The organism is Prochlorococcus marinus str. MIT 9312, from assembly GCF_000012645.1.
GTDB classification, from domain to species: domain Bacteria; phylum Cyanobacteriota; class Cyanobacteriia; order PCC-6307; family Cyanobiaceae; genus Prochlorococcus_A; species Prochlorococcus_A marinus_L.
Genome location: NC_007577.1, coordinates 209,687 through 226,298 on the forward strand (window position 1 = coordinate 209,687; position 16,612 = coordinate 226,298).

Consider the following 16,612-nt stretch of genomic DNA (forward strand, 5'->3'; position numbering starts at 1 on the left):
AAATATTCAAATGAATTCGATTATTCGCCCAAGAAGATTAAGAAGGACTGAGGCAATTAGAGAAATGGTAAGAGAAAACCATCTAAAGGCTTCGGACTTTATATATCCATTATTTATTCATGAAAAAGATTTTAAAGAGGAAATTTCGGCAATGCCGGGAACTTTTAGATGGGATATGAATGGCTTAATAAAGGAGGTTACTAGGGCATGGGAATTAGGAATAAGGTGTGTGGTCCTTTTCCCAAAAATAAACGATAGCTTAAAGACTGAAGATGGATCAGAGTGTTTTAATGAAGACGGTTTAATACCTAAAGCTATTCGAATATTAAAAAAAGAGATTCCAGAAATGGCAATAATGACAGATGTTGCCTTGGACCCATACTCGTGTGATGGACATGATGGATTAGTTGATGAAACTGGAAAAATATTGAATGATGAAACAATCGAAGTTTTAACAAAACAAGCCTTAACACAAGCTAGAGCTGGAGCAGATTTTATTGGCCCTAGTGACATGATGGATGGGAGAGTTGGAGCAATAAGAACTGCTCTTGATAGTCAAGGATTTAGTGATATAGGTATTATTAGTTATACAGCAAAATATTCATCTGCTTATTATGGTCCATTTAGAACTGCTTTAGATTCGGCTCCTAGAGAAAATAGTAAAAAAATAATTCCAGATAATAAGTCTACATATCAAATGGATCCCGCCAATTCAAAAGAGGCTTTAATTGAATCTGCATTAGATCAGTATGAAGGAGCTGATATTTTAATGGTAAAACCAGGAATTGCATATTTGGATATTGTTTATAGACTAAGCACTTTTTCAAATAAACCCATAGCTGCATATAACGTTAGTGGGGAGTATTCCATGGTCAAGTCTGCTGCTATGAAGAACTGGATTAATGAAAAAGATATTGTTTTAGAAACGTTGCTTAGTTTTAAAAGAGCAGGAGCAAAATTAATACTCACTTATCATGCTTGTGATGCATCTCAATGGTTGCAGGATACTTAAAAACTCATTAATTAACAAAAATTTGGTTTATTCTTAGATTAATAATAAATTCACTGCTTTGTTTTGAAGTTTTCACAAGGAGTAAATAGGATTGGTCACATCGCACTTAGAGTAGAGAATCTCGAAAGGGCCAAATCTTTTTATATTAAATTGGGTATGAATTTGGTTTGGGATGATAAAGATTGGTCTTATTTGGAAGCCGGTAAAGGGAAAGATGGAATTGCATTGCTAGCCCCTAGCTATAAAGCTGCAGGACCGCACTTTGCTTTTCATTTTGAAAATAAAAAAGAAGTGGTAAATATTCAAAATGATTTAAAAAATTCTGGTGTAAAAGTTGGCCCTTTACATGAACATAGAGACGGAACAGCATCTTTTTATATGAAAGATACTGAAGGGAACTGGCTCGAGATGCTTTATGTTCCTCCTGAAGGGATTCAATCGAATGTTTGATTCTTTTTTTTTGTATGCAAGAGAAAAGTTTTTCTAAAAAATCATATTCAGAGAACACCTTAGAAGATGAATCTATAAGCCTTTTAGAGTGGGATTCAATAAAAACGCATTTATCCTCATTTGCCTCTACAGAAATGGGTAAACGAGCAATTTTAAGTTTTAAAATTCCTTCAGAATACGAAGTTGCTAAAAGACTTTTGAATGAAACAGTTGAAATAACTGAGCTAGAAAATAATTTAGAAAAATCAATTAGTTTTTCTGGTGTTTGTGACATTAGTAGAAATATTGAGATTTGCTCAAAAGGAGGTGTAATTTTATCTTCTGAATTGTTAGAAATTGCAATAACAATTTCTGCGGCAAGAAATTTAAAAAAAATCTTATTAGATTTTGAAAAAAGGCCTTTTATTTCATCATTTACAAAAAATTTAATTGACCATCATAATATCGAAACGATTTTAAAAAATGGTATCGAATCTAATGGAAGGATTTCAGATGATGCTAGTAGTAAATTATCTATTCTCAGAAAAGAATTATTATCTAAGAAACTGGAAAGAAAAATATTAGTTGATAAATTTATTCAAAAGAATCTAGCTTATTTGCAAGATACTATTATTGGAGATAGATATGGTAGACCTGTTTTAGCAGTAAAGGTTAATTATATTGATAAATTCAAGGGCATAATTCATGACTCTTCATCTTCAGGAAATACGGTATATTTTGAACCTGATAGCGTAGTCACTAAAGGTAATAAGATCGCGTCTTTAGAGGCAAGGATCGCAGCAGAAGAATTTAAATTACTTCAGAAATGGTCTCAAGTTATTAGTGATAATTCAGAAAATCTCATTGCAATGGCATCTATTTTATTAAGATTAGAAAATGCTTTAACCCGTTCAAGATATTCGAAATGGATTGGAGGCAAAACTCCTATTTTTGAGGAAAATCCCATTATTTCCTTAATTGGTTTTTCTCATCCGTTATTGATTTGGGAAAATAAGAAAAAAGGTTCCCCTCCCCCAGTGGCTGTTGATTTTCAAATAAATAGAAATATTAAGGTTGTGGCTATTACAGGTCCAAATACTGGGGGGAAAACGGCAGCTTTAAAAGGTTTGGGTTTGTCGTTATTAATGGCTAGAGCAGGATTATTGATACCTTCAACTAATAATCCAATTATCCCGTTTTGTCCAAATATATATGTTGATATAGGAGATAATCAATCATTAGAAGAAAATTTATCTACCTTCAGTGGGCATATATCCCGCATAAAAGAGATTTTAGAATCACTTGATAATAGGAGAGGATTATCAGTTGTTTTGTTAGATGAAATTGGATCTGGTACAGATCCTCTTGAAGGTAGCGCTCTTGCGATGGCTTTGTTAAAAGAATTTGCAAATAAATCTGATATCACTTTAGCAACTACACATTATGGAGATATTAAGGCATTAAAATATAATGACTCCAGATTCGAAAACGTTTCAGTTGCTTTTGATGAAGATTCTTTGAAGCCAAAATATATACTTAACTGGGGCATTCCTGGGAGAAGTAATGCTTTGTCAATCTCGAAGAGAATTGGTCTCAATGAAAGCATACTAAATGAAGCTGCAAATTATCTAAAGCCAAAAGAAGTTGATAATATTAACAGTATTATTAAAGGACTTGAGGAAGAGAGGATCAAGCAACAAAATTCTGCAGAAGCCGCTGCAGAACTTATTGCTAGGACTGAAATATTACATGATGAACTGAAGAGAAATTATGAATATCAAAAAATAAATGCTGAAAAAATTCAGGAAATTGAAAGGTATAAATTATCAAAAAAAATTATATCTGCTAAAAAAGAGGTAATAGATTTGATTAGAAAATTAAGAGATCAAAATGTTAACGGAGAGGACACGAGAATTATTGGAAAAAGATTAAAAGAAATTGAGACAGAACATTTAACCCAAAAAAAAGTTGATAAGTCAATATCATGGAATCCCAAGGTAGGAGATTTTGTGAAAATTAAAAGTCTAAATAGTACTGGACAAATTGTAGATTTAGATAAAAAAGGTGGTTTTTACGAAGTTAAATGTGGTTCATTCAGGAGCATATTATCTGTAAATGACTTTGAAGGTATTAATGGGGAAAAGCCTAATTTCAAAAGATCAAAAATTGAGATCAAGTCTTCAAGAGAAGATTTTTCTTTTTCTAAAGTTAGAACGAGTAAAAATACAATTGACGTAAGAGGACTAAGAGTTCACGAAGCCGAAATAATTATTGAGGAGAAAATTAGAAAATTTCATGGACCGCTATGGATTGTTCATGGAATTGGAACAGGCAAATTAAAACAAGGTTTAAGAAAATGGTTATCAGGTTTAAATTATGTTGATAAGATTGAAGATGCTGCACTCAACGAGGGTGGACCTGGTTGCAGTATTGCGTGGATAAAATAAAATTTAAAATATTTAAAAACCATTGTTTAACTACATTAAGTGCAATTTATTGATCAAGCAAACATTATTCTTAAAGCTGGAAAAGGTGGGAATGGAATAGTTTCATTTAGAAGAGAAAAATTCGTTCCTGCTGGAGGACCATCGGGGGGGAATGGTGGCAGAGGGGGGTCAATAATATTGGTGGCTGATAATAATCTTCAAACATTATTAGATTTTAAATTCAAAAGAGAAATAATTGCTGAAGATGGATGCAAAGGAGGTCCTAATAAAAGATCTGGTGCTTCAGGTGAGGATACAATCCTTAAAGTTCCTTGCGGTACAGAAATAAGGGATTTTAAAACCGGCATTATTTTAGGAGACTTAACTAAAAATAAAGAGAGTTTAACTATTGCCATTGGGGGAAGAGGTGGACATGGTAATGCTTACTATTTAAGTAATCAAAATAGAGCCCCAGAATCATTTACTGAAGGACAAGATGGTGAGATATGGGAGGTTCAATTAGAACTTAAACTCCTTGCAGAGGTCGGGATTATAGGCCTACCAAATGCAGGGAAAAGTACTTTAATATCCGTCCTGTCATCTGCTCGTCCAAAAATAGCAAACTATCCTTTCACAACTTTAATACCTAACTTAGGTGTAGTTAGAAAAGTAGATGGAAATGGTTGTCTTTTTGCCGATATACCTGGATTAATATCAGGGGCAGCAGATGGAGTAGGTTTAGGTCATGATTTTTTGAGGCACATTCAAAGAACGAAGATACTTGTGCACTTAATTGATTCAATTGCAGAAAATCCTATTCATGATTTTGAGATAATTGAGCAGGAATTAAGAAAATATGGAAAAGGTCTTATAGACAAAGAGAGGATAATAGTATTAAATAAAATGGAACTTGTAGATGATGATTATTTGCAAATAATCACAAAAAAGTTAGAAGAATTATCTAAAAAAAAAGTTTTAGCAATTTCTTCATCTTTAAAAAAAGGTTTATCTTCACTGCTTTTTGAGGTATGGAAAAGGATCTAAATTAAATTAAATTTTTTTTGTAAATAAATATACTTGATTTAATAATGAAAATTAGCCATAAATAAGATACTTCTTTAACCTAAACATGAATTTCTACAGTTGCTTTGATCAACAAGGAAAAATAATAGCCAGATGCCAAACCATTCAAGATATTGAGGTTCTTAAAAAAATGGGAAGACCAATTGTAGAAGTTAAGGAAATGAAAAATGAGGAGTCGGTGGTATGTTCCTTGACAGGTAGCCCATCCGATTTTAATCGGGATTACTAAAAGAATTTAAGAAATAAAAAAAGGGCTTTTTTAGAGCCCTTTTTTTATGGATTATTCATTAATTAAGAAAACTTAATCATCATAAACAAGACACTTTGGTTCATCTGGGTTGGCATCACAAAATAATTCTAAAGCATTTGGATCATGTTTATCCTCTGGATGATGATCTTTATACTCTTCGAGTTCTTTTAGTTCTTCAGTTAGATGTCTGACCTTTGGAAGATTGCCCTCTGCTTTAGCAGATTCGATTTCCGATTGATCTTTTTCGATGTGTTCGTCAATGGATTTCATTTGAAGCTTTTTCGTACTTTAGTAGACATACATAACATAGTTAATTTCTAATGAAATTGCATTATCTATGAACAAAATAAGTGTTCATTACAACATCATTTTTTTTTAATTGTTTTTTATATTTTAAGACTCTGATCTAATTATTTCCCTTAGTGATGGTAATACTGGGATTATTTGATTTGGGTTTAAAGGGAACAAAGCTTTGTAGTAATCTTTTTTCCATTCATTGTCAAAACAAGTCTTATCTACATTTGATATTTTAAAAAATTTTAATCTCCATTCAATGATTTCTTCAAAATAAGATAGTTCTTGTTCAGTACATTTAAAAAGTTTGCTATATATCAATTCCCATCTTATGAGTGTTGGGAAAAGGTAAATATCTGCGTAAGTTAACTCTTCTCCAAATATCCAATCTCCTTTATTCCGGCTCATTGTATCTTCGATCTCGTTTAAGGCTGCGAAAAGATTTTTACTAGCTTTTTCATATGCTGACTGGTTCCTGGCGAATCCGCACTTATATACTCCATCATTTATGTTGTTATGAATTAAATCTAAAATTTTTTGATTACAGTCTTTGATTGTCAATATATTGTCTTTTGACTTACTTTCTATTGAGTTAAGTAACCTTATTATTTGAGAACTTTCATTAGATATTATATTTACTTTATCTTTTACAAAACTAATTAAAAGAGGTAATGTCGCTCTGAAAATTATTTTTTTATTAGCTTTTTTGTAAAGGTCAGAAAGCCTTGTACAACCTTTAAAATTTTTATTGAAAATCCATTCGCCATGCTCAACATCTGCTTTTAAAAAAACAACTTTAACTTCTTTAGATAGTTGTTTTATTTTATGGACGAGTAATGTTCTTTGACACCAAGGACAAGAATTACCTACCAACAAACAAATTTCTCCATTTTCATTATTAATATCGTATTCACTATTAATTGTTATTCCTAAAGGCCTTTTATAATTACCTTGTATATCTGATGGTGCGAAACCATTCATCAATTGCATCCAAAACCAAAACCAAAATTTCTTGGAGGCCTTGATTAGGTATTTATTTTGCATAAGATTTTATTTTTAAAGAAAAAATGACTGTTCAAAGAATACTTATCGTTGCAGGCACTCATGGGAATGAAATTAATCCTATTTGGGCTGTTAAGCAATTTAATAGAAATGAGAATAGTTTAAAACATGGGATTGAGTATGAGTACATCATAGGTAATCCTATTGCCTATGAAAAAGGCTGTAGATATATAGATGCAGATTTAAATAGATCTTTTAAAAAAAGTAAGAATTATGATCAAAACGAGAATAGTTTTTATGAAATTAGTAGAGCTAATTTTTTAGTAGATCAATTTGGAATTAATGGTTCTAAACCCTGTCAAATTGCTATCGATTTGCATACTACTACTGCAAATATGGGAACAAGTATTGTTATGTATGGGAGGAGATTTAAAGATTTTTGTTTAGCTGCATTACTCCAGAATAAATTTGGATTGCCTATTTATTTACACGAAAAAGATAAATCCCAAACAGGGTTTCTTGTAGAAGCTTGGCCATGTGGCTTAGTTATTGAAATAGGAGCTGTCGCACAAAATTTTTATGATCCAAAAATCATAAATAGATTTTTAATAATAATTAGCTCTTTAAGGGACGAGATAGATAAATTGAAAAAAAACCTTATAGAACTACCAAAGGATTTGGTCGTTCACGTTCATCAAGGGAGTGTAGATTATCCAAGAGATGAAAAAGGAGATATTGATGGCTTAATTCATCCAAAGAGAATAAACAGAGATTGGAAAATGATTAAAAAAGGAGATCCATTATTTCTTAATAGCCAAGGGATTATTTATAAATATGATGGAGACCAGTTTATTTGGCCTGTTTTTATTGGCGAAGTTGCTTACAAAGAAAAACAAATTGCGATGAGCTATACAAATAAAGAAGTGATTTGTTCCAAAAATGAATGGGTTCAAGAGTTTCACAGACTTTAAATTTAAAAACCAAAACAATAAACTGCTGATAGCTAATAAGGATTTTTTATTTAATAGATAAGTTTATTTAATATTTAATGCTCATGCTTTTTTTTGCTAACTTTTAAACCTAAATCCTTTCGCTCCAGTAAACAACAGCTCCAAAACCCTCTAATTGCAATCTTCTGTACTTAGCCTCTTTTAAGGAAACTACCTCTTTTGATCTTTTTCCGTTAAGAAGCCATTCGATTATTACCAAATTAAATCCTTAATAATAAAGAAAATATTAAGACATAAAGGTTCTTTCCTTTCTAATTCGCAAAAATAAGTTTACGTAAAGAAAAATAATTTACACATTTTTAGCGATTTTGGTCTAGAATTTCGAAGCGGAATTAATTTCCGTTTTATTTACACGTCTCACTTTAGAGACATACTTTACGAACTCATGACAACTATTCAGCAGCAGCGTTCTTCGCTGTTAAAGGGTTGGCCACAGTTTTGTGAGTGGGTAACATCAACTAACAACAGAATTTATGTTGGTTGGTTCGGCGTCTTAATGATCCCATGCCTACTTGCAGCAGCGGCTTGCTTCATCGTTGCATTCATCGCAGCACCACCAGTAGACATCGACGGAATTAGAGAGCCAGTTGCTGGTTCATTCCTATATGGAAACAACATCATCTCAGGTGCAGTTGTTCCTTCATCCAACGCTATTGGTCTACACTTCTACCCAATTTGGGAAGCAGCTACTGTAGATGAGTGGTTATACAACGGTGGTCCTTACCAGCTTGTAATTTTCCACTTCCTAATCGGTATCTCAGCATACATGGGAAGACAGTGGGAGCTTTCATACCGTTTAGGTATGCGTCCTTGGATCTGTGTTGCATACTCTGCACCAGTTTCAGCAGCTTTCGCAGTATTTCTTGTATATCCATTCGGTCAAGGTTCATTCTCTGACGGAATGCCTTTAGGTATCTCTGGAACATTCAACTTCATGTTTGTTTTCCAGGCAGAGCACAACATTCTTATGCACCCATTCCACATGGCTGGTGTTGCTGGTATGTTCGGAGGATCTCTATTCTCAGCTATGCACGGTTCACTTGTTACTTCATCTCTAATCAGAGAAACAACTGAGACAGAGTCTCAGAACTATGGTTACAAGTTCGGACAAGAAGAAGAAACATATAACATCGTTGCAGCTCATGGCTACTTCGGTCGTTTGATCTTCCAATATGCAAGTTTCAACAACAGCAGAAGTCTTCACTTCTTCCTAGCTGTATTCCCAGTTGTTTGTGTATGGTTAACTTCAATGGGTATCTGCACAATGGCATTCAACCTTAACGGTTTCAACTTCAACCAGTCAGTTGTTGATGCAAACGGTAAGATTGTTCCTACATGGGGTGACGTTCTTAACAGAGCAAACCTAGGTATGGAAGTAATGCACGAGCGTAACGCTCACAACTTCCCACTTGATCTAGCAGCAGCTGAGTCTACAACAGTAGCTCTTTCAGCTCCAGCTATCGGTTAAGATTAAAGTTCTTAATTTTACAAGCCCCCTTTTTGGGGGCTTTTTTTTGTTTAATTTTCAATTATTTTCATATAATGTTTATATATAGATAAAACATTTGATATTTCTATGAGTAGTAGTTTTGGAAAAATTTTTCGGGTTAGTACTTTTGGAGAATCACATGGCGGTGGAGTAGGAGTTATCCTTGATGGATGTCCACCTAAGTTAAAAATAGATATAAAACTGATACAAAATGAATTAGATAGGCGTAGACCTGGTCAAAGTGACATTACAACACCACGAAATGAAGACGATAAAATTGAGATATTAAGTGGGATAAAGGAAGGTTTAACACTTGGAACTCCAATAGCGATGTTGGTAAGAAACAAGGATCAAAGACCAGGAGATTATAATAATTTGGAGCAAGTATTTAGACCATCTCATGCAGATGGTACATATCATCTGAAATATGGAATTCAGGCTGGTTCTGGAGGTGGAAGAGCGTCTGCAAGAGAAACAATTGGGCGAGTAGCAGCTGGTGCTGTAGCAAAACAATTATTAAAAAACTTGTGTAACACTGAAATATTATCTTGGGTAAAGCGTATACATGATATTGATTCTGATGTAAATAAAGAGAAGATTTCTCTCAATAAAATAGATTCTAATATTGTCAGATGTCCTGATGAAAAGGTATCAGCAGAAATGATCGATAGAATTAAGGATTTAAAGCGTCAAGGAGACTCTTGTGGAGGTGTAATTGAATGTCTGGTAAGGAATGTTCCGTCTGGTCTTGGGATGCCTGTTTTTGATAAATTGGAAGCTGATTTAGCGAAGGCTTTGATGTCTTTGCCAGCCACGAAAGGCTTTGAAATAGGTTCAGGTTTCTCTGGAACTTATTTAAAAGGAAGCGAACATAATGATTCATTCATTAAGTCTGATGATATTAGTAAGTTAAGAACAACATCTAACAATTCAGGAGGTATACAGGGCGGAATAAGTAATGGAGAAAATATTGAGATGAAGATAGCTTTTAAACCCACAGCAACCATTGGGAAAGAACAGAAAACCGTAAATGCTGAAGGGAAAGAAGTATTGATGAAAGCAAAAGGGAGACATGATCCATGCGTTCTACCAAGAGCAGTTCCTATGGTTGACGCTATGGTCGCTTTAGTACTTGCTGATCATTTGCTTCTGAATAATGCTCAATGTGGATTAATGAAAAATTAGTAGTTTTGTTGAATCAATTATATTTGTCCTTAATTTAACTATTTTCGAGCCATTCAAATATTTTTGGATCAAAATTTTTATTTTTTATACCTTTATCTCCAATTACGATTGCTTTATATCCTAAAGATTTATAATTTTTTACATCATTGATTGATAGTCCTCCAGCAGCAATGAAATCAATATTTTTATATTTGATTATATCTATCGAACTATCTTTACTTTTTATTGGATAAATTTTGATAATGTTGCAATTTAAATTTATCGCTTCCTCAAGATCTTTTAAATTTTTAATTCCGGGAATTAATAAATAATTTTTTGACTTCGCATAATTGAAAAGATCTTTATCCCAAAATTTCATCATCGAAAAATTTAATCCAATTTTTAAAGAATCTTCTATTGATTGCTTATTAACTACGGAAGCAGAGCCTAAATTAATTCTTGGATATTTGACTTTGATATCGGATACAAAATCTAACCAATTTTCGTTGTTAGACCAACTTATTTCAATATTCTTTAATCCTACTTTTACTAAGCTTTCTAATTCGTCGAAAAATGAATTCCTTATAGAGGTATTTGAGTAAATATTATCTTCAGGTTTTATAAGTAAAAAAAAAGATTCTTTTTTCAGTAACTCCGAAAAAGAATCTTCTTTATTATTCATTAAATTTAAATTTTTTAACTAGATATAGTTTGCAACTTTAACTTCTGAGCGGTCAAGCAAATCTTGGATATCTTCAGTGTCTATTGTTTCTCTTTCGATAAGCATTTGAGCCATTTCGTCTAGTACAGTTCTATTATCTGATAAAACTTTTGTAGCTCTCTTGTAGGCAATATCAACAAGTTCTGAAACCTCTACATCAATTGTTGCAGCAGTGTCTTCAGAAAAGTCTCTTGTAGAACTCATATCTCTTCCTAGAAACATTCCACCTTGGGATTGCCCTAAAGCGACTGGACCTATTTTGTCGCTCATTCCAAATTTAGTGATCATTTGTCTGGCTACATTAGCAACTTGTTGTAAATCATTTGAAGCTCCAGTTGTAACTTCTTCTTCCCCATAGACTATTTCTTCAGCCACTCTTCCCCCTAAGGCTACAGCCATTTGATTTTGAAGGTAAGAACGAGAGTATAGACCTGATTCCATTCTTTCTTCACTTGGAGTAAAGAAGGTTAAACCTCCAGCTTGACCTCTAGGAATTATAGAAACTTTTGCTACAGGATCATAGTCAGGCATTAATGCTCCTACAAGAGCATGACCAGCCTCGTGATATGCAACTAATTCTTTTTTCTTATCACTTATAACTCTATCTTTCTTTTCTGGTCCAGCCATAACTCTTTCAATAGCATCGCCGACTTCATCATTGCTTACTTTATCTAGGTCTTTTCTAGCTGCTAGTATTGCTGCTTCATTCAATAAATTAGCTAAATCGGCACCCGTAAATCCTGGCGTTCGTCTAGCAACCTTATCTAAATCAACATCTTTCGAAAGGGTTTTATCTTTGGCATGAACATTTAATATTTGTAATCTTCCAGCGTAATCTGGTCTATCTACGGTTACCTGTCTATCGAATCTTCCAGGACGCATTAAAGCTGAATCTAATACATCAGGTCTATTAGTAGCAGCAACTATTATTATGCCTGAATTTCCTTCGAAACCGTCCATTTCGGTAAGGAGTTGGTTTAAAGTTTGTTCCCTTTCATCGTTTCCTCCACCCATACCAGCTCCTCTTTGTCTTCCAACGGCATCAATTTCGTCAATAAATACAATGCAAGGAGCATTCTTTTTGGCTTGGTCAAAAAGATCTCTAACTCGGCTAGCACCAACACCTACAAACATTTCTACAAATTCTGAACCTGATATAGAGAAAAAAGGAACACCCGCTTCTCCAGCAACCGCTTTGGCTAGTAAAGTTTTTCCTGTACCAGGAGGGCCAACAAGAAGAACACCTTTTGGAATTTTTGCTCCTACTGCAGTGAATCTATCTGGACTCTTAAGAAAATCTACAACTTCAGTTAATTCTAACTTGGCACCTTCAACACCAGCAACGTCTGAAAAAGTTACCTGTGTGGATGGTTCCATTTGAAGTCTGGCCTTGCTTTTGCCAAAACTCATGGCAGGATTACCTCCACCTGCATTTCCACTTTGAGATCTTCTGAAAAGAAAAAATAATCCACCTATCAAGAGTACTGGAAAAATTAAGCTACTCAAAGCCTGTTGCCATGGATTAGCTAATTTTGTAGGGGTTACAGCTATATCAACATTATTTTCGGTTAGGATTTTTAATAAATCTTTATCAGGGGCTAAATTCACCTCAGACCTGCTCCCATCATTTTCAACAACTTGAGCGGTTGCATTGTCTGGAGATATTAAAACTCTACTAATTTCTTTATCTTGAACTGCCTCTATAAAATCACTATATCTTAAGGTTTTTGTAGCATTATCTGGACTAGGTTTATCAAAAACGGAAGTACCTATGAAAATGACAGTAATAACAGCTAGGACATAAAGTCCTACGTTTCTCCAACGTTTGTTCACGATAAATAATATTTAATAAATCTATAATACTAATAATAAAACAATATTAAGACCTTCTTAGAACATCTACTACACTTTTGAATGCAAACCATTCTGGAATAGGTTCACCATTCCTTAATTTTTTTCTAAATTCTGTACCGCTAAGTTTCATAATTTGATAATTAGATTCTTTAGCTTCTTCAGCTGTAATATATCCTTTTTCTTTGGTATAGACTAGATTTTTTGAAGGAACAGTTTGCATCATCAATTCTTTTGAACATTTATTCGCAAAATTTTGAGCGTCATAGGGACCATAAAAATCTTCGCCAGTAGATGATGATTTACAACCAGCCATATCTCTTCCAATAATAAAATGTGTGCAGCCATAATTCCTTCTAATAATCATATGTTGAAGAGCTTCTCTTGGCCCTGCCATATGCATCGAATAAGGCAAAAATGCCCATCTTATTCTTTCATCAGATATTTCTTCTTCTAATTCTTTATATGTCAAATATCGAACTTTACCAGGAATATCATCTTGCTGTGTCGGCCCACAAGTTGGATGTACTAAAACAACTGAATTTGGAGATACATTATCTGAAAGTAGGGCATTAGTAAATAATTCATAATGTGCTCTATGAATTGGATTTCTGCATTGAAATGCAACTACATCATAATTTGATGGCAGTGTAGCTCTAACTTCTTCAGGGGTTTTACATGGAAACTCTCTAATTGGCAGTTCGAAACCATAAACTCTCCCTCCTATATAAAATCTTCCTCTCTCATTAAAAATCATTTTAACAGCAGGATGATCTAAAGAATTAGTGCCATAACACAGTTCAGCTTCTAAGGATTTATCAGGCTCCCATATAGAACTAACTTCTAAAACAGCTATGTTTTGTTTTTTATAGGTAAGCAATATTGTTTCGCCAGCTTTTACTTCTTCATTATTTGAATCAAATACAATCGGTAAGCCAAAAAGCAAACCTGTTGTATCTCTGTTATTTTGAATTACAGATTTGTAGTTATTTTCATCCATAAAACCTTCCAATGGAGAAAAAGCACCAACCATCAACAGTTCTACATCGCATGCATTTCTCTCGCTACATTCAAACTCATAGGTAACTTTAGAGATAAGATTATTTTTGAGGTTATTATCTTTGATAATTAAATTTTTTAGTTCCCCTCCATAAGGGGGTATTAGTCCATTAGGGTATCTTGTTGTTTTTTGTTGTAATTCCATCTTTTGGTTTGATAAAGAAAAATTTTAAAAAAAAAAAAGGGGGGTTTAACCCCCTTTTTTGCTTAAACTAGGATTTAAGCTTTTCTTCCGTAAAGTTCTCCGATTATTTTTACATCAAGTGGATCTTTTGACCCCATATCTGTATCTGAAGGTTGGATAGCTTCAAAAGTACCAGTAAATTCGTCTGTATCAGAATCCACATTATTGATTGAAAGAGTAATAATTCCAGTGCCGTTTACATCAACTTTAATATTTTCTTTGGCAAGTTCTTCATCATCTCCTCCTAATGCAACTAAACCTTGTGCATATTCAACACCAGTATTTTTAGCTCTTGCTTTAGGATCTAAAAAATCACCAGTTCTGTAGTTAGGTGTAAATGTTGAACCACTAAACTCAGTGCCTGGCTCAATAGATGAAGGTAAATCAGCTGTAAGCTCTTTTGCTGAGAATGCAAATGGTACTTCTAAGCCTCCAGGAGTTAAGACAGTAATAAGTTGAAAGTCAATTCCACCTTTTTCGGTGAAAGTGCCTTTATCTATATCTCCATAAACTTCGGTCACTGTTGTGTTATTTCTGGGACTAATAATTTTTGTAGAAACAAATTCTGCAGCTTTTCTTTTCGTCCCTGGCACTTTGACATAAACTTCAGTTGGATGCATGCATATTCCTTTAAGGGTATCTCCATTCCCTATGGATATTGATCCGACAAGAGATGAGTCTAATGTAGGACAATCATTAGCTTTCCCAGTGTTAACAACATCTGTGAATTGTGCATTTCCTCTTTCAGAAAAAGCAAATGTTTCCACAGGTACGAAAGCAAAAGTTATGCAAATTGAAATAACAAAAGCTAAGAAAGAACGAATTCTCATAATTTAAAGTAGCAGTAAAGTTCTGTGACAAATGATTAATGGTCACCTAAATTGTTCAGTACGGATATTACTTGGGAAAGGACCATAAAAGTTAGGACTTTTAAATCCTCGAAACAACCCGTAGTTTTTTGAGATTTTTAAAAACTGGAATTATTGTAAGCTATCACATTATTTTTAATGATTAAGATTACAAAAAAATACAAATTAGAAATTTTTTTTTAATTTTTTACTGAAATAATTTGAGTGATTAATTTATTTGCTAAATCAATTTTTGATGTTTTATGTATATGATGTTCCATATTTTTTGTATCGAATAGCCAACCTTCATTTTGCGCCAAAAAGCCAAATCCTTGCCCTTCAAGATCAATTGGATTTGCGAATAGATAATCGCAACCTTTTTGAATAATCTTTTTTTTAATTATTGTTCTTGCTTCTCCAATAGATCCTGTAAAAGCGCAAAAGCCTACAAAAACTTGGTTATCTTTTTTTGATTCACTTATTGTTTTTAAAATATCTGGCACTAGCTCAAAATTTTTATTCAAATGATCATTAATTTTATGTTTGGGAATTTTAGCAGAAGTATCAGAGGTTATCTTGAAATCAGATACTGCTGCATTCATGAAAAAATAATCACAATTTGAAATTTCATTTTGAAGTGACCTAATTAAATCAACACTTGTCTCGATTTCATATCTTTTTATTCCATCAGTAAGATCTTTATCAATTTTCAGAGGCCCATGGATATATTTTACTTGTGCTCCTCTGAACCTTGCTACTTGAGAAAGAAGTAAGCCCATAGCTCCAGAACTTTTGTTAGTAATATTTCTTGCTGCGTCAATTTTTTCTGAGGTACAACCTCCAGTTATTAAAATTTCTTTGTTTAGTAAATCTTTGCGATAAATATTTTGATTATGTGAAGTTATAAATTCAAGAGCTAATTGAATTAGATCATTTGGAGGTATCTTACCTATGCCAATAGCATCGCATGCTAAGAGACCTTCACTTGGATGCAAAGACAAAACATTTTCGTAATTCTGTAAATTCTCATAATTTTCTTGGACAGCTTTATTTAGCCACATTTGTGTATTCATTGCTGGTGCAACAACAATTGGCTTAATATTTGCAATTAATATGCTTGGAATCAATCCTTCTGCATTTCCAGTTACCCATTTTGATAATGTTGTAGCTGTTAAAGGGGCAATGATTAAAATATCAGCCCATTTGGTTAGTTCTATATGAAGAGGTGTTGATTGACTATTTAACCATTGATCATTTTCTAAAATGCAAGGGTTTCTACTTAAGATAGAAAGAGAAAGCGGTTTTATTAATTTTTCTGCATTTTTAGATAAAACGCACCTTATTTCATAATTTTCTTTTGCTAATTGGCTAACTAATAATGGAATTCTTACAGCTGCAATACTCCCCGTTATTAATAAAAGAACCTTTATTTTGGAGTCTGTACTTTTAGTTTTCATCGAAAGGTTCCTGATCGAGTAGATGGATATAATCAGTTGTTAATTCAGGTCTATTGATTGCAAGGGCCCTCAGTAAGTGCCAGTCTTTTAAACCATCAAATGGTGTCTTATAGTTATCTTCTTCTAGCCTTGTTGCAAGCTCAAGGGTCATTTTTTCATCAAAAGAATTTACTAGTTCCTCACTTATTTTAGTTTTAGAAACAAATTCCATATTGAGTTCAGCCAATATTTAATAATAATAGAGCCTTAAGTAATTTTTTAAAATTGATGCCAGTATAAAGTTCATATGTTCAAGAATATGAAAAATTTTAAAAGGCATTATTTCTAGGTTTT

17 protein-coding genes are annotated in these 16,612 nt (G+C 33.2%); 8 read left to right on the forward strand and 9 right to left on the reverse strand.

Going from position 1 to position 16,612, the window contains the following annotated elements; genetic code table 11:
* The first annotated feature begins 10 nt into the window (after positions 1-10).
* From hemB to PMT9312_RS09960, 5 genes are all read left to right on the forward strand, one after another.
* The gene (gene hemB / locus PMT9312_RS01095; RefSeq protein WP_011375783.1) at positions 11-1,012 is read left to right on the forward strand and encodes a porphobilinogen synthase; all 1,002 of its coding nucleotides are present in this window, start codon (positions 11-13) and stop codon (positions 1,010-1,012) included.
* Positions 1,013-1,075: 63 nt separating this feature from the next.
* Positions 1,076-1,462 carry a VOC family protein gene (locus tag PMT9312_RS01100; protein WP_011375784.1) on the forward strand — a complete coding sequence of 129 codons (387 nt, stop codon included), beginning with the start codon at positions 1,076-1,078 and terminating at the stop codon, positions 1,460-1,462.
* 14 nt (positions 1,463-1,476) lie between these two features.
* Positions 1,477-3,888, forward strand: a complete 2,412-nt coding sequence (locus PMT9312_RS01105) for an endonuclease MutS2 (RefSeq protein ID WP_011375785.1) — start codon at positions 1,477-1,479, stop codon at positions 3,886-3,888.
* A gap of 39 nt (positions 3,889-3,927) precedes the next feature.
* Positions 3,928-4,911, forward strand: a complete 984-nt coding sequence (obgE, locus tag PMT9312_RS01110) for a GTPase ObgE (protein ID WP_011375786.1) — start codon at positions 3,928-3,930, stop codon at positions 4,909-4,911.
* Between the two features lie 85 nt (positions 4,912-4,996).
* Positions 4,997-5,179, forward strand: a complete 183-nt coding sequence (locus PMT9312_RS09960) for a hypothetical protein (RefSeq protein WP_011375787.1) — start codon at positions 4,997-4,999, stop codon at positions 5,177-5,179.
* A 72-nt stretch (positions 5,180-5,251) separates the two neighbouring features.
* On the opposite strand, the gene PMT9312_RS01120 is transcribed toward PMT9312_RS09960, so the two are convergent.
* Together PMT9312_RS01120 and PMT9312_RS01125 are read right to left on the reverse strand one after the other, a co-directional pair.
* On the reverse strand, positions 5,252-5,470 hold the full coding sequence (locus PMT9312_RS01120) for a CP12 domain-containing protein (RefSeq protein WP_011375788.1): 219 nt from the start codon (positions 5,468-5,470) through the stop codon (positions 5,252-5,254).
* 123 nt (positions 5,471-5,593) lie between these two features.
* Entirely contained in the window at positions 5,594-6,538 is a 945-nt protein-coding gene (locus PMT9312_RS01125; protein WP_011375789.1) for a glutathione S-transferase, read from the reverse strand.
* Between the two features lie 23 nt (positions 6,539-6,561).
* Between PMT9312_RS01125 and PMT9312_RS01130 the strand changes: the two genes are divergently transcribed.
* Entirely contained in the window at positions 6,562-7,467 is a 906-nt protein-coding gene (locus PMT9312_RS01130; protein WP_011375790.1) for an aspartoacylase, read from the forward strand.
* A 109-nt stretch (positions 7,468-7,576) separates the two neighbouring features.
* On the opposite strand, the gene PMT9312_RS10015 is transcribed toward PMT9312_RS01130, so the two are convergent.
* Positions 7,577-7,705 (reverse strand): hypothetical protein, encoded by a 129-nt coding sequence (locus PMT9312_RS10015; RefSeq protein ID WP_263891018.1) that lies wholly within the window; start codon positions 7,703-7,705, stop codon positions 7,577-7,579.
* Positions 7,706-7,891: 186 nt separating this feature from the next.
* Here PMT9312_RS10015 and psbA point away from each other — a divergent pair, with 186 nt between their 5' ends.
* Positions 7,892-8,974, forward strand: coding sequence for a photosystem II q(b) protein (psbA, locus tag PMT9312_RS01135; RefSeq protein ID WP_011375791.1), 1,083 nt, complete (start codon positions 7,892-7,894; stop codon positions 8,972-8,974).
* Between the two features lie 108 nt (positions 8,975-9,082).
* Positions 9,083-10,180, forward strand: coding sequence for a chorismate synthase (gene aroC / locus PMT9312_RS01140; RefSeq protein WP_011375792.1), 1,098 nt, complete (start codon positions 9,083-9,085; stop codon positions 10,178-10,180).
* Between the two features lie 34 nt (positions 10,181-10,214).
* Here the strand turns inward: aroC and PMT9312_RS01145 are convergent, their stop codons facing one another.
* The 6 genes from PMT9312_RS01145 to PMT9312_RS01170 all read right to left on the reverse strand — a co-directional run bounded on the left by PMT9312_RS01145 (position 10,215) and on the right by PMT9312_RS01170 (position 16,490).
* A complete protein-coding gene (locus tag PMT9312_RS01145) occupies positions 10,215-10,841 on the reverse strand; it encodes a bifunctional 4-hydroxy-2-oxoglutarate aldolase/2-dehydro-3-deoxy-phosphogluconate aldolase (protein ID WP_011375793.1) in 627 nt (208 codons plus the stop codon).
* 18 nt (positions 10,842-10,859) lie between these two features.
* Positions 10,860-12,713 (reverse strand): ATP-dependent zinc metalloprotease FtsH, encoded by a 1,854-nt coding sequence (gene ftsH, locus PMT9312_RS01150; RefSeq protein ID WP_011375794.1) that lies wholly within the window; start codon positions 12,711-12,713, stop codon positions 10,860-10,862.
* A gap of 46 nt (positions 12,714-12,759) precedes the next feature.
* Positions 12,760-13,935: a sulfate adenylyltransferase gene (gene sat, locus PMT9312_RS01155; protein WP_011375795.1), complete on the reverse strand. Its 1,176-nt coding sequence runs from the start codon at positions 13,933-13,935 to the stop codon at positions 12,760-12,762.
* A 74-nt stretch (positions 13,936-14,009) separates the two neighbouring features.
* A complete protein-coding gene (locus PMT9312_RS01160) occupies positions 14,010-14,804 on the reverse strand; it encodes a photosystem II manganese-stabilizing polypeptide (RefSeq protein ID WP_011375796.1) in 795 nt (264 codons plus the stop codon).
* 218 nt (positions 14,805-15,022) lie between these two features.
* Positions 15,023-16,279 carry a bifunctional phosphopantothenoylcysteine decarboxylase/phosphopantothenate--cysteine ligase CoaBC gene (gene coaBC, locus PMT9312_RS01165; protein WP_011375797.1) on the reverse strand — a complete coding sequence of 419 codons (1,257 nt, stop codon included), beginning with the start codon at positions 16,277-16,279 and terminating at the stop codon, positions 15,023-15,025.
* Positions 16,269-16,490: a protein IsiD gene (locus tag PMT9312_RS01170; RefSeq protein ID WP_011375798.1), complete on the reverse strand. Its 222-nt coding sequence runs from the start codon at positions 16,488-16,490 to the stop codon at positions 16,269-16,271. The genes coaBC and PMT9312_RS01170 overlap by 11 nt, the downstream gene beginning before the upstream one ends.
* Positions 16,491-16,612 lie beyond the last annotated feature (122 nt).

Bases quoted from the DNA above. Each gene is read 5' to 3' on its own strand.
- hemB (WP_011375783.1), top strand. From the start codon at position 11: ATGAATTCGATTATTCGCCCAAGAAGATTAAGAAGGACTGAGGCAATT.
- PMT9312_RS01105 (WP_011375785.1), top strand. From the start codon at position 1,477: ATGCAAGAGAAAAGTTTTTCTAAAAAATCATATTCAGAGAACACCTTA.
- PMT9312_RS09960 (WP_011375787.1), top strand. From the start codon at position 4,997: ATGAATTTCTACAGTTGCTTTGATCAACAAGGAAAAATAATAGCCAGA.
- PMT9312_RS01120 (WP_011375788.1), bottom strand. From the start codon at position 5,470: ATGAAATCCATTGACGAACACATCGAAAAAGATCAATCGGAAATCGAA.
- PMT9312_RS01125 (WP_011375789.1), bottom strand. From the start codon at position 6,538: ATGCAAAATAAATACCTAATCAAGGCCTCCAAGAAATTTTGGTTTTGG.
- PMT9312_RS01130 (WP_011375790.1), top strand. From the start codon at position 6,562: ATGACTGTTCAAAGAATACTTATCGTTGCAGGCACTCATGGGAATGAA.
- psbA (WP_011375791.1), top strand. From the start codon at position 7,892: ATGACAACTATTCAGCAGCAGCGTTCTTCGCTGTTAAAGGGTTGGCCA.
- aroC (WP_011375792.1), top strand. From the start codon at position 9,083: ATGAGTAGTAGTTTTGGAAAAATTTTTCGGGTTAGTACTTTTGGAGAA.
- PMT9312_RS01145 (WP_011375793.1), bottom strand. From the start codon at position 10,841: ATGAATAATAAAGAAGATTCTTTTTCGGAGTTACTGAAAAAAGAATCT.
- sat (WP_011375795.1), bottom strand. From the start codon at position 13,935: ATGGAATTACAACAAAAAACAACAAGATACCCTAATGGACTAATACCC.
- PMT9312_RS01160 (WP_011375796.1), bottom strand. From the start codon at position 14,804: ATGAGAATTCGTTCTTTCTTAGCTTTTGTTATTTCAATTTGCATAACT.
- coaBC (WP_011375797.1), bottom strand. From the start codon at position 16,279: ATGAAAACTAAAAGTACAGACTCCAAAATAAAGGTTCTTTTATTAATA.
- PMT9312_RS01170 (WP_011375798.1), bottom strand. From the start codon at position 16,490: ATGGAATTTGTTTCTAAAACTAAAATAAGTGAGGAACTAGTAAATTCT.